This window comes from Flagellimonas meridianipacifica (assembly GCF_003001695.1).
In the GTDB taxonomy this organism is placed as follows: Bacteria; Bacteroidota; Bacteroidia; order Flavobacteriales; family Flavobacteriaceae; genus Flagellimonas; species Flagellimonas meridianipacifica.
Genome location: NZ_PVYX01000001.1, coordinates 1,967,228 through 1,980,798, shown reverse-complemented (window position 1 = coordinate 1,980,798; position 13,571 = coordinate 1,967,228). Strand labels below are relative to the sequence as shown.

Annotated in this window: 8 protein-coding genes and 1 riboswitch; all 8 genes read right to left on the bottom strand. The window is 39.6% G+C overall.

Going from position 1 to position 13,571, the window contains the following annotated elements; genetic code table 11:
- Positions 1-624, bottom strand: coding sequence for a phosphoadenosine phosphosulfate reductase domain-containing protein (locus CLV81_RS09080; protein ID WP_106144960.1), 624 nt, complete (start codon positions 622-624; stop codon positions 1-3).
- Positions 625-790: 166 nt separating this feature from the next.
- Positions 791-1,201: an RrF2 family transcriptional regulator gene (locus tag CLV81_RS09075; RefSeq protein WP_106144696.1), complete on the bottom strand. Its 411-nt coding sequence runs from the start codon at positions 1,199-1,201 to the stop codon at positions 791-793.
- Positions 1,202-1,244: 43 nt separating this feature from the next.
- A complete protein-coding gene (locus tag CLV81_RS09070) occupies positions 1,245-2,411 on the bottom strand; it encodes a trans-sulfuration enzyme family protein (protein WP_106144695.1) in 1,167 nt (388 codons plus the stop codon).
- A gap of 2 nt (positions 2,412-2,413) precedes the next feature.
- The gene (gene thrA / locus CLV81_RS09065; protein ID WP_106144694.1) at positions 2,414-5,800 is read right to left on the bottom strand and encodes a bifunctional aspartate kinase/homoserine dehydrogenase I; all 3,387 of its coding nucleotides are present in this window, start codon (positions 5,798-5,800) and stop codon (positions 2,414-2,416) included.
- A gap of 21 nt (positions 5,801-5,821) precedes the next feature.
- Entirely contained in the window at positions 5,822-7,096 is a 1,275-nt protein-coding gene (locus tag CLV81_RS09060; RefSeq protein ID WP_106144693.1) for an O-acetylhomoserine aminocarboxypropyltransferase/cysteine synthase family protein, read from the bottom strand.
- Positions 7,097-7,248: 152 nt separating this feature from the next.
- Positions 7,249-7,361, bottom strand: a riboswitch (SAM riboswitch).
- 90 nt (positions 7,362-7,451) lie between these two features.
- Complete coding sequence (locus tag CLV81_RS09055) at positions 7,452-9,386, bottom strand: CocE/NonD family hydrolase (RefSeq protein WP_106144692.1); 1,935 nt, start codon at positions 9,384-9,386, stop codon at positions 7,452-7,454.
- 73 nt (positions 9,387-9,459) lie between these two features.
- Positions 9,460-10,716, bottom strand: coding sequence for a methionine adenosyltransferase (gene metK, locus CLV81_RS09050; protein WP_106144691.1), 1,257 nt, complete (start codon positions 10,714-10,716; stop codon positions 9,460-9,462).
- Between the two features lie 169 nt (positions 10,717-10,885).
- Positions 10,886-13,570, bottom strand: coding sequence for a TonB-dependent receptor (locus CLV81_RS09045; protein WP_106144690.1), 2,685 nt, complete (start codon positions 13,568-13,570; stop codon positions 10,886-10,888).
- Position 13,571 lies beyond the last annotated feature (1 nt).

Genomic DNA, 13,571 nt, shown 5'->3' with positions numbered 1-13,571 from the left:
TTATTGTAAATGAATACCACATTCTCTTGATTCCAGTGCTTTAACAGGGTCGAAATAAGTACTGTTCTTAGGTAAATCGTAAGCCATTAAATAATCGTCTAAATCCTCATCGGTCCAATAATAAAATGGGCTTACCTTAAGAATACCATCTTTACTAAAACTTAGAATATCTTTTGAGCTGCGTAAAGCGGTTTGACGAATACGTATGTTTGTGAACCACACATCTGGCTGGTGTTCCGTGAGGGCTCTATTGAACGGTTCTAACTTTACTATTTCAGAAAACTCGGCATGTTCCGGCAGGTCCGAAGTTGGAAAACCAAGTCGATACTCAGTAGAAGCTCTTGTCTCAAGAGGCACATAGGTGTTTAAGTTAAGACTAAATCTTTTGGTTAATTGCTGAGCATGTTGGTAGGTTTCTGGCAGATTGTATCCTGTATCGCACCAAATCACATTAATCTTCGAATCAACACGTTGAAAAGTACTTAGTAATACTGCTGAATACTTACCAAAACTGGTTGTTACAATTCTTTTTTCGGACAATCCAGTAGCCCATTGAATAATCTCCTCTGGCGGTATGCCACGAAATTGGCGATTGTAATATTCGATATCTATGTCTAATTTCATTTTTCCCATGGATTTACTAGGATAATCAAAAATAGAGGTAATTCTAAGAGTAAATCGTTAAAACATCGATAAAATTACTTTTACCCTATAGTTTTAATAGATTATTAAATAAATGACGATGCGTTTATTAAATTCTCAGTGAAACTTGTAATCTTAGGAAATTCTATTAAGAAATAAGATCTGCCAGGGTATTGTTTCTGTAAACTTCCAAAGCGCTATCCCTAACCTGAAGCATTAATTTATGAACGGAACATTTGTTTTCATCCGGACAATCATCACACTTTTCATAGAAGTTAAGGCTTACGCAGGGAATCATTGCTATAGGTCCCTCAAGGACGCGCATTACGGAGGTCATCTGAATATCCTTCGGGTCTTTAATTAAGTAATATCCTCCACCCTTCCCTTTTTTTGAGCCAAGAAACCCATTTCTGCGAAGTGTAAGCAATATGCTTTCCAAGAACTTTTGTGAAATGTTTTCGTGTTTTGCAATCTCGGCGATTTGAACAGGGGTCTTACTATCTATTGAAGCTAGATATGTTAAGGCTTTAAGACCGTATTTTGTCTTCTTGGAGAGCATCTCACGAATATAGGGAAAATTAGCTAGTACCCTATTTCTGAAACTATCCCAGAGCTTGTTCTATGTCCCGTATAATGTCATCAACATGTTCCAATCCAACCGAAACACGTACCATCCCATCTGAAATGCCCACAGATTCCCTTTCTTCCGCACTCAATTTACTGTGTGTTGTGGATGCTGGATGGGTCACTATGCTTCTGGAATCTCCTAAGTTTGCCGATAAGGACAAGAGCTGTATTCCATCAAAAAACTTTTTCCCAGCCTCCAGTCCTCCCTTAACTTCAAAAGCAACCACACACCCACCTGCTTTCATTTGCTTTTTGGCCAGTTCATATTTGGGATGAGATTTAAGGAACGGATATTTAACCCAGTTAACCTTGGAATGGTCTTCCAAAAAAGTAGCCAATTGCAAAGCATTGGAACAATGTCTATCAACACGAAGTGCCAAGGTCTCTAGACTTTTGGACAAGACCCATGCATTGAATGGAGAAAGGGCTGGGCCTGTGATTCTGGAAAATCGATAAATCTTGTCAATGAGTTCGAAGCTTCCAACAGTAATACCCGCCAAAACGCGTCCTTGCCCATCCATCAACTTTGTTCCAGAATGAATCACCAAATCCGCACCAAATTTTATGGGTTGCTGCAAGTACGGAGACGCAAAGCAATTATCTATTATTAAAATCAGACCATGCTTTTTAGCAATGATTCCTAAAGCTTCCAAATCCAGGATATCCACTCCAGGATTGGTGGGCGATTCGGCATAAATTACCTTGGTATTGGATTGTACTAATTCTTCAACCCTTTCCAAATTGTCTATATCAAAATAACTTGTGGATATATTCCATTTTGGAAAAAATTGGGTGAATAAACTATGTGTAGAACCAAATATGCTCTTTGCAGAAATGATATGGTCACCGCTATCCAGTAATGCTGCAAAAGTTGAGAAAACTGCCGCCATCCCTGAAGCAAAGGCAAAACCGCTCTCCGCGCCTTCCATTTTACAAACCTTTTCGATGAATTCTGAAGAATTTGGGTTAGAATATCTGGAGTAAATATTCCGGTCCTTTTCCTCAGCAAATGAGGCACGCATATCTTCGGCATCTTCAAACACAAAACTGGAGGTAAGATATAGTGGAGATGAATGCTCCAAATACTGGGTTCGTTCCAACTGCGTTCTTACCGCTTCTGTTTCGAATTTATTGTTCTTCATCACTATGCTTTTTCAGCTATTCTTAAAATGTCACCAAAAACCCCTCTTGCTGTCACTGCTGCACCTGCTCCCGCTCCCTGAATGACCAATGGGTTCTCACCATACGATTCTGTATAAATCTCTATTATGGAATCGGAGCCATTAACTTGACCTAGTGCGCTTTCTTTGGGAACCGAAACCAATTTTGCTTCCAAAATTCCCTTCTCCTTTTGTAAATCTCCATGTAAGTCACCTATATACCGTAACACATGCCCATCCAATTGTTGGTCCTTTATTTTCGAAAAGGTTTCATCCATCGTCGACACTTTACTTAAAAATGCATCTGGGGCTAGATTTTGTAATTCATTTGGTATCAAGTTATTGATGTCTATATCTCCAAACTCATTTTGCAGATCTAATTCCCTAGCCAGTATCAATAATTTTCTACCCACATCGTTCCCGGATAAATCTTCACGCGGATCAGGTTCGGTATACCCTTTTTCCTTTGCTTCAAGCACCACTTGAGAAAAGGGAACATCCACTTCGGAAAATGTGTTAAAAATATAACTCAAAGACCCTGAAAAAACTCCTTTAATACGGGTGATATTCTCACCAGAAAGGTGCAATAATTTAATGGTATCTATCAAAGGTAAACCGGCACCTACATTGGTTTCGTACAAATACTGTTTTTTGTTCTCCCCAAGGTTGTTTCGGATGGATTTGTAAAAATCAAAATCCAAAGTGTTGGCGATTTTGTTGGAAGAAACCAAATCAAAGCCATGCTCGATAAGCTTTTCGTATTGGGATACAAAAGCCTCACTGGCCGTATTGTCCACAGCAATTAAATTCTCCAAATGATTGTTTTCAGCATATTCAATTATATCTTCTATGGTATATGCTTCACCGTGTTGCTTTAGTTTTTCTTTCCATTGCTTGTCTATTCCCTTGGAATCCAATATGACCTTTTTGGAGTTGGCAACCGCAAAAATCTTTAGATCAATTCCCTTCCTTGATTCTATTTTTTCCTCTGAGTTTAAAATTTGGTCTATCAATGTACCTCCCACATTACCATGACCAAAAACAGCTAAATTGATTCGTTTGGATACCCCAAAAATTTGTCCATGGATTACATTCAATGCCTTATGCAAGTCGGATTTTTCCACCACCAAACTCACATTCCGTCCTGTAACCGTATTATTGAAAAGCAGTGGAGTTATTTGATTTTTTATTAAAGCATTAAAGGGTTTATGAAAGTTCCCCAAATCCATTCCTATTATGGAAATGACTGAAACATCCTTATTTACAGAAATTTGGCTGATATCCTGAAAACTATAATCTGTTTCAAATTCCTCATCAAGCACTTTTTTTGCCTTTTGAGCCTTCGAGGCATCCACCACCAAACCGATTCCCCGTTCGGAAGAACCTTGCGAAATTATCCCGACATTGATATTGTTCCGTCCCAAGGTTTTAAAAATTCGCGCATCAACACCTACTTTACCAAGTAGTCCCCTACCCTCCAAATAGACCAACGACATGTCCTCCTGTATGGAAAGCGATTTGATACCTTCATCACTGGGGTTCGCTTCAATCCGAGTACCTGGACTATCCAAGTTGAATGTATTCTTAATAGTCAGCGGAATGTTTTTCTCAATTAGAGGTACGATAGTCTTTGCATGGAGAATAGTAGCTCCAAAATTTGCAAGCTCATTGGCCTCTTCATATGAAATGGAATCGATAAGCTTGGCTTCTGATACCAAATCGGGATTAGCTGTAAATATTCCATCGACATGGGTATAATTTATGAGTTCCTGAGCGTCCAAAAAGTTGGCTAACAGAGCTGCAGTATAATTGGTGCCATTTCTACCTAAGGTAGTGGTCACTCCATTGTGATTGGAAGCGATAAAGCCCGTAACAATCGGTAACACATCTTGGTCCAGATTTTGGAAAACCCGAATCGTATTTTCTTTAGATTGATGTTGATCTACTTTTGCATTGGTAAAGGCGTCATCTGTTTTTATCAGTTCCCGTGAATCCAACAATTGTGCATTAATCCCTTTTGAAACAAGCAAGCCCGTCACTACTTTTCCAGAAATCAACTCACCATATGACAAAAGCTCATCTTTAGTTTTGGGGCTGTAATCCGCTGTGAGCGAAACACCATCCAAAATCCTTTTGATTGCCTTAAACTCTGCAGTAATATCAATATTACCTAAACCATTTTGCTGATAACTAGAAAAATCAGAGAAATCTTCTTCATAGTCCTTACCTTTTGAAGCGTTCCTCAACATTTTCTCCAGTTCGTCTGTTGCCTTTCCTCTTGCAGAAAGCACAACTACTATGTTCTCCTCGTCATTTGCCCTATTTTTCACAATGTCCAGAACATGCTCCAATCCCTTTCCATTTGCCAATGATTTGCCACCGAATTTCAAAATTTTAGGACGCTCTGTTTTCTTGTTTTGATTGAAAACGGGCTCTAAAAGTTTTTCCAATTGTTGAAACTCCATCAAAAAAGCATCGTGACCATGCAAGGACTGAACCTCTCCATAGGTGACATTGGTGTTTGCCAATGCTAATTTCCTATAAGTCTCCTTGTTCTCCTCCGCGGTAAAAAACAAATCTGAATTTACCCCTATGATATGAATCTGCGTATCGCTGTTCTCCAGTTTTTCAAAAGCAGCTTCCCCGTTTCGGGTGATGTCAATGGTTTTGAGCAATTGGTTCATCAGCTTATAGGCAGATAGTTGAAATCTTTCTTGCAACTTCTTGCCGTGATGCATTAACCAGCTTTCAACGTTGAATACCTGAAGTTCCTCGTTCGTCGTTCTTTTGAAGCGTTCTTTAAAAGATTCGGGAGTTCTGTAACAAAGCATGGCATGCATTCTAGCATCATGGACAGGCTCTTTGGAATTTGTTAGAATTTGCTCTTGGATTTGACAATTGGCTATCAACCAATCCGTAGACTTCCAATCTGAAGCGACCGGTATCAAATGCTCGGTAATTCCGGGGTTCAATGTAGCCATTTCCCAAGCCAGACCTCCTCCTAAAGAACCCCCAATAATTGCAAAAAGGCGTTCAACTTTTAGCTGTTCCAACCCGAATAGAAAGATTTTCGCAACATCCCCAGCAACAAAATCCTTGTAGTTTTCAATCACAAAACCATCATAGCCATTTCCAGGAATGTTGAAAGCAAGAACCGTATATTTTAGGGTATCAATACACTTGCCGTCCCCAATCAAATCTGACCACCAACCAGTATCCCCAGTAACATTGGAGTTTCCTGTCAGCGCATGATTTACCAGTACTATGGGAGCAGAGTGCAGTGGCAAGCCAAAGACCTCATAAGACAGCTTTATGTCCTGTTCACTTCCCGAATGGGTAACAAAGTTCTTTATATCCAAATGATGAAGCATGCAGCGTTGTTTATTTAATTGTTATATAGCCTGAAAAGCTTGTTCCAAATCGGCTTTAAGGTCATTTAAGTTTTCCAACCCCACAGACAAACGAATCAAGTCCTGTGTGACTCCAGCACTTGCTTGTTCCTCTTCCGTCAACTGTTGGTGTGTTGTACTCGCTGGATGGATAATCAAGGATTTGGTATCTCCAATATTGGCCAACAAAGAGAATATTCGCGTAGCATCCGTCAATTTTTTGGCTGCTTCAAAGCCTCCTTTCACGCCAAAGGTCACCAAACCACTTTGTCCGTCGGGCAAATATTCTTGGGCCAATTCGTAATACTTGTTTCCTTTAAGCCCAGGATAATTTACCCAAGCTACTTCTTCCCTATCCTGCAACCATTGCGCCAATGCCAAAGCACTTTCACTATGTTGTTTGATTCGGACGGGTAAAGTTTCCAATCCTTGGATAATCTGAAATGCGTTAGTAGGGCTTAGAGCCCCTCCAAAATCACGTAGACCTTCTAAAATTAGTTTAAATGTAAATGCCGCAGCTCCCAATGCCTCACTATATACTAGACCGTGGTATCCTGCTGAAGGCTCAGTAAACTCGGGAAATTTACCATTGGTCCAATCAAAGGTACCTGCATCTATTATAGCACCTCCCAAGGCCGTACCATTACCGTTGATGTACTTCGTCAGTGAATGAATCACCAAGTTTGCTCCATGTTCAATTGGATTCAACAAGCCAGGAGTCGCAACCGTATTGTCCACAATAAAAGGGACTTGGGCCGCTTTTGCTTCCTTGGAAATTCCTTTTAAATCCAGAACGTCTAATTTTGGGTTACCCAAGGATTCCACAAAAAAGGCCCTTGTGTTATCCTGCACCGCCTTTCCAAAATTAGACGGGTCCGAAGCATCCACAAAAGTTGTGGTAATCCCCAATCTAGGCAATGTCACATTCAATAAGTTGAATGTTCCCCCATACAAACTGCTTGACGCTACAATATGGTCTCCCGCTTTTAAAAGCGTCATTAATCCTGTGGAAATAGCTGCTGTTCCAGAAGCGAAAACCACAGCGCCTATACCTCCTTCAATGGCGGCAAGTCTTTCTTGTAAAACTTGATTTGTAGGGTTATTTAGACGGGTGTAAATGAAACCTAATTCCGCCAACGAAAACAAGTTTGCAGCATGGTCCGTGTCATTGAATACGTAGGAGGTAGATTGGTAAATAGGTACAGCCCTAGTACCCTGTGTATGGTTTGTGTCATGACCTGCATGCAATGCATTGGTCGCTAATTTGTGTTCACTCATGATTTTAGTTTTTTAATTAATTCCATCGATTAAAAAAGCCAAACCTTCCCTACAAACGAAGTAGAAAAGCAAAATCAAAAAGTTATAAGAAAGTGAATCGAAAAAATCGATTGATGTTATCTATTCCTATTCCAGTTTCGGTCGTTGCCGTCCTGAGATCCTGAAACAAGTTCAGGACAAGGATAGAATTTAGCACCTTCTTGTAAAGTAACAAGGGTTGCTAAGGCTTCATAGGGTCTATTCCCTCCACCTTTCTTGATAACTATTCAATACGTGTTTGAACTTGTGATACAAAGATTAAGTTAGATTTTTCTAAAATCCTAATCTTTATCGAAAAAATAACAAATCGACCTTTTTAAGGTTCTAAAACCGAAAATTCAATACTGGAATCTGTAAAGACAGTATGTGTTTGTGTCTTGAAATCTTCTTCCTTGGCCTTAAAAATGTTATCCACATAGGTCTGCGGATTTAAATCTATCAATGGGAACCAAGTACTCTGTATTTGAATTTGGAGTTTATGACCTTTTTTTATGGTATGGAAAACATCTTGTAGTTTGATGTTTACTTCGGTCTTTTTATTTGGCTGAAAAGGCTCAGGTTCTGAAAAGCTGTTGCGAAAACGACCTCGCATCACTTCGCTGCGCACCATTAGGTGGTAATTAGATAGTTTCAAATGGTCCTGCATTTCTTCGTTGGTTTCAACATCTTCAGGATGTACATCTATCACTTTAACTATCCAATCTGCCGCTGTACCTGTAGTGGCCACATTTAATTTGGCCAAAATATCTCCCGCCAGAGTGAAGTCCTCTTCCATTACCTTGGTCTCAAAAACCAGCACATCAGAACGACGTGCAGCAAACCTTTGGTCATCCGTCATGTATTTTCTTGGAGTGAAAACAGTTTTTATATCCTCAGAATAAGGCACCGGTTTTTTCACATCACTAATGAATTTTATCCCCGAAGTACCATCATGCCCTTCGGTCAATTTTTGATCTTCTGAAAGGAAGAATGTCTTTTTTACACTTTGCTTGGGTGGCCATGTTTCCAAAGTAGCCCATTCTTTGCTACCTGAATCAAAAACATAGGCTTCGGGCAAACCCGTGTTGCCATCACCTTCACCCTTTAGAAAGTGGTTGAAAAACTTGGTTTCAATTTTTTCTTGGAAAAACTCGGAAATTGAATCCCCAAAATAATAGTTCCCAACAGCGTTTCTACCCTTTCTCCTCGCCCAAGCGCCATGGTCCCAAGGTCCAAAAACCATGGTATTGTAATTTCCTTCGTTATATTTTTCGATGTTCTTGTAGGTTTCCAAGGGGCCATATAAATCCTCTGCATCAAACCATCCTCCAACTATCATGGTTGCTACATGACTCTTCACATTCTTTAAGTGCTGAATGAGTCCTTTACTTTGCCACACCTCATCATAATTGGGGTGCTCTTTCAATTCATTCCAGAAAAAATCATCTGTCAAACCTTCCGGTCTTATTTTTGGTGTGTCGGCAGTTTCATATTCAAAAAAGGAATTCAGGTTCTCCAAAGACCCTGAATCCAAGAAGAACTGATACTGGTCTTCAGTCCCGATATCTGGTAGGGTATACCAAGCCGTGTCAATGGGACTATCGTTGTTTGGCCTAGGAGTCCCAAAGAGGGATGTTGCCCTAAAATAACTCAACAAATAAGCCCCGTTATGATGAAAATCATCAAAAAAGAAGTCTCCAATACATGCCTGGGGTGAAGCAGCTTTTAAGGCAGGATGGGCATCCACAGTGGCATATGTGGCGTAAAAACCAGGATAAGAAATGCCCCAAACCCCAACTTTTCCATTGTTGTTTTCCACATTGTTCACGAGCCATTCAATGGTATCATACGTGTCCGAGCTTTCATCCACGTCTTCATTCGATTGCTTATTGGGAATATAGGCTCTCATATTATCGTAATGCCCCTCGCTCATCCACCGACCCCGCACATCTTGATACACGATGATATTTCCCTCTTGCATTAAATGAATATTGGGACCGATTTGTTTCCTGAACTGATCCTCGCCGTAGGGTCTTGAGCTATATGGAGTTCGCTGCATCAAGATGGGATACTCTTTGGAGGTATCCTTGGGAGAATAGATGGTAGTGTGCAATTTCACACCATCCCGCATTTCTATATCGACTTCTTTTTTCGTATAATTTTGGGCAACATAATTTTCTTCTACAACCCCTTTTTGGATGGTTTTCTTACAAGAAGAGATAACAGCTGAAACTAAAAGTAGTGTAAGAAAAAAGCGCAAAGTAAACTTCATGTTCAAATTGAATTTTTGAGTTGCCTAAAACTACAAAGAAATCTAATTCCTATTAGGCTGAGAAAAAGCGTATCTAGGATAAATCAAAAGCAGCTTTTACTTCTTGAATCATATCCAATTTTTCCCAAGTAAAAAGTTCTATTTCTTTTTCTACCTTCCCATTGTAAGGGGATTCAAAAACCTTGGTAACTGTCCTCGGGGTTTTTCCCATATGACCATAAGCAGCCGTCTCCAGGTACATTGGGTTTCTAAGCTTTAACCTCTCCTCTATCGCGAATGGCCGCATATCAAACAATTCCGAAGCCTTTTTTGCAATTTCCCCATCATTCATATCCACATTGGCTGTACCATAGGTGTCCACAAAAAGGGATGTTGGTTCTACTACTCCGATGGCATAGCTTACTTGAACCAAAATTTCATTGGCTACCCCAGCGGCAACCAAGTTTTTGGCAACGTGTCGCGCTGCATAGGCGGCACTTCGGTCTACTTTACTTGGGTCTTTTCCGCTAAAAGCCCCACCTCCATGGGCACCCTTTCCTCCATAGGTATCCACAATAATTTTACGCCCAGTTAGTCCTGCATCGCCGTGAGGGCCACCAATAACAAACTTTCCTGTTGGATTGATGTGATAGGTAATGCCATCAGTAAACAAATCTTGAATTTCTGAAGGAAGAAGCGCTTTTACCTTGGGAATAACCACCTCGATGATATCTTTTTTGATTTGCTCCAACATTTTTTCATCGGAATCAAATTCGTCATGTTGGGTAGAAACTACAATGGTATCGATTCTTTGTGGAACGTTATCGTCTGAGTACTCAATAGTAACCTGGGCCTTGGCATCCGGACGCAAATATGAAATTTCCTTTCCATCCTTACGCATATCCGCCAAAACTTGTAAAATCTTATGTGAGATATCTAGGGCCAAAGGCATATAGTTCTCAGTTTCCTTTGTGGCATAACCAAACATCATTCCTTGGTCCCCAGCACCTTGTTCTTCTTTGTTGCCTCTATCAACTCCTTGGTTGATATCCTGTGATTGTTCATGAATCAAAGAGATTACACCACATGAATCCCCGCTAAACTGATACTCACCTTTTGTATATCCTATCTTATTGATTACATCACGGGCAATATGCTGAACATCCAAATAGGTGTTGCTTTTCACCTCCCCTGCAAGTACTACCTGTCCGGTGGTCACCAGTGTTTCGCAGGCTACTTTGCTTTCAGGGTCAAAGGCTAAAAAATTATCTAAAAGGGAGTCGCTGATTTGGTCTGCGATTTTGTCTGGGTGTCCTTCGCTTACGGATTCGGATGTAAATAAATATGGCATTCAGAATTTGTTTTATTTGAAAGATTTGACGAATGCCCTGAAGAAGTACACTTCACTTTTTAGCATTTTTTTTCGAGGTTGCAATCAGTCAAATCTTTCCTCATTTTGCGTGGCAAAAATATGGTAAAAGCCAAAACCTGCAAAAAAACTATTCCAAATTCTAAGTACACTATAAATCATATTTTACCTTAAGCAGGATATATCTAGGTTGAACGGAGTATTCTGTAGTTCTAAAAAATAAATCGTTGAATGTATCTTGATTCAAATCCTGATTGTTGGTCAAATTCGTCCCCTGAATACTAAACTCCCATTTACTTTCTGGTTTTTGATACGATAGGGAGGCATTTAAAAAGCCATACTCGTTTTCAATGGTTTGATTTCTATCTCTGTAGAAATAATAATCGTAATCCGCCAATAAAACAAAACCATTGAGGAACGCTATATCCAATCTTGCAAATGGTCTATCGGTGAAAAATGTGGTCTCAATTCCACAAGTATTATAGCGATTCACTGTATATCGATATCCTAACTCCAAATTAGGGGCTTTCCGAAAACTACTACCCAAAGATGCCTCATAATCCTGAGTGAATGACCTTGAATTTTGTGGCATATCATTCACAATATTAAAGGTATTGGTATATGCCAAAGTACTTCGACCACTAACTTTTATTCTACCAAATGTCCTTTGATAATTTCCTGTTCCGCTTAAAGTTTCATCATCCAAATTTGAATTAATTGTTGTATTCACCTGATTGATTCCGACAATTCCGGTATTAGTTTTAAATGCATCAATTCGTTTGGAATAAACGAGATTGGCAAAAATATTCTGCTGATTGAACATGCTGAAGCTAAAAAAGTTTAGCTGCGCTGTATGAAACAGGGCACTTTCCAAATCCCTATTACCTTGGTATAAAGCATTATAATTAGTAAACACATACCCTCTTGCAAATTGATTGATATCCGAAAACTCACGTTGAATGGTATAGGTGAATCTAAGGCTTTCCGATTGTTTAAGTTGAAGGTTTATGAACACATCAGGCACAATATTGAACATAGTGTCCACCACTTCTGTACCCAATTGCTCATTTCTTGCCGTATAATCGTGTATATGAAAGCCCGGGTTAAAGGTGAACTTACCTGAAATCAACTTGTAATGAACTCCCAGATAATAATCTGAAAAGCTAAATTTTACGGTATTTCCCAGCTCTTCGTTCCCAAAGGTGTTTTGGTCCCCAGAATCCAAAACCTGAAAAATGGAAGAGTTGAATCGTTGACTACTTTGGATGGTTCCAAAAGTAAAGTTAAGATTACTTTTTGGTCCCAACACCCAAAAATAATCCAGCTTTGCATCTATTCGATTGGTTTGGGTGTATTGTCTTTGCCCAATATTGAAACTATTCTGCTGCATATCCACGGGAACAATTCCCACAAAAGGCTGCACATCACGAATCGCATTATAGAATGGATCCTCATCAGAATATTCATATTGAGTTTCTAGGGCAAAAATGTTCTTATCGTTCAGCGTATAGTACAAATTTGAGTTTTGAGTTACTGTCAATGGATTTTGTTCTTGATTCTCAAAAATTGTATCACTGATATCAGCTACGGAAAGTGTGGAGACATCTTCTTCATCATCAACAGTCCGTACCAGAACCTCATAATCCCACTGTAATTTATTGGAGGGCTTATAATTGGAAGTAAATTTTGCCAAACCCAAACTGGTACTTTGATCAGCAACGGTTTGTGTATTTTCAATTTCATTGGTTGATATGAAGGTTCGCCTAGCCATGGTTTCCAACAAGGTATTCGTATTGGAGAATATCCCATACCCCGACACTCGCCAAGAATTTGATGGCTTATAACTAAAATTGACCGCACCAAACCTACTGTCTATGGAACTTGCCCTATTGTTTTGGGTAATGCTCAAACCAAGCCCCGATGTACTTGTATTAAATAAAGTACCTGTATTTGGTCGGATATTACCTCTAGCACCCCCAGTAAAATTCCAGTAGTCTCTAAGGGAAAAAGGAACCTCTCCGACATTATTCAAATCAGTTAGAACGTTTAGACTGAATTCGGGACTGTAATAGAACAATTTAGGATGGGCCACATATCGCTCATCCGGGCCAAGACCACCCGTGATTTCGCCAAACCAGAATTTTTTCTTGCCCTCTTTCAGCTTAATGTTTAGGGCAATATTATCCTGATTGTTCATAAGACCGCTTAATTGTGAAACTTCGTTGTAATTACGAAGAACTTCTACTTTATCCAGAGCATTGGCTGGAATATTTTTTGAAGCCAGTTTTGAATCTCCATCAAAAAAATCATCACCCTCTACCATGACTTTAGTCACTGCCTTTCCCTCCACTTCAATTTCACCATCGTCATTGACCTCTATTCCTGGAAGCTTCTTGAGGACATCGGCTAGTTTTTTTTCCGTACCGGATACGAAAGAATCCGTGTTGTACACTATAGTATCCCCTTGTATGGTAATTGGTATTTCGTAGATCAATTCGACCTCATCCAAGTTTTCAGGTTTAGAAGACAAGGCTACATCCAGATAAATGTCCTCCTCTTGGGTTTGAATTGGGATTTCCTTGGTTTCAAAACCCAAAAAGCTAATTTTTAGGGTGTATTCGGTATTCTTTTTTACGTTGATTTTGAATTTTCCTTCCGGTGTTGTTATTCCGAAACCATCAAGAGTGTTCGTTTTCTTATTAATGGCCACTACGTTGGCTACATCCAAGGGGTTTTGCAGGCTATCGGTTACTTTTCCAGAAACAGTCAATCCTTGACTGAAAGCAATACACGACCAGGCCAAACAAATTGGCAGCAAAATATGTTTCAAATTCATT

What these genes read in the sequence shown, in the direction of transcription:
- CLV81_RS09080 (WP_106144960.1), bottom strand. Translation starts at nt 624, where the DNA reads ATGAAATTAGACATAGATATCGAATATTACAATCGCCAATTTCGTGGC.
- CLV81_RS09075 (WP_106144696.1), bottom strand. Translation starts at nt 1,201, where the DNA reads ATGCTCTCCAAGAAGACAAAATACGGTCTTAAAGCCTTAACATATCTA.
- CLV81_RS09070 (WP_106144695.1), bottom strand. Translation starts at nt 2,411, where the DNA reads ATGAAGAACAATAAATTCGAAACAGAAGCGGTAAGAACGCAGTTGGAA.
- thrA (WP_106144694.1), bottom strand. Translation starts at nt 5,800, where the DNA reads ATGCTTCATCATTTGGATATAAAGAACTTTGTTACCCATTCGGGAAGT.
- CLV81_RS09060 (WP_106144693.1), bottom strand. Translation starts at nt 7,096, where the DNA reads ATGAGTGAACACAAATTAGCGACCAATGCATTGCATGCAGGTCATGAC.
- CLV81_RS09055 (WP_106144692.1), bottom strand. Translation starts at nt 9,386, where the DNA reads ATGAAGTTTACTTTGCGCTTTTTTCTTACACTACTTTTAGTTTCAGCT.
- metK (WP_106144691.1), bottom strand. Translation starts at nt 10,716, where the DNA reads ATGCCATATTTATTTACATCCGAATCCGTAAGCGAAGGACACCCAGAC.
- CLV81_RS09045 (WP_106144690.1), bottom strand. Translation starts at nt 13,570, where the DNA reads ATGAATTTGAAACATATTTTGCTGCCAATTTGTTTGGCCTGGTCGTGT.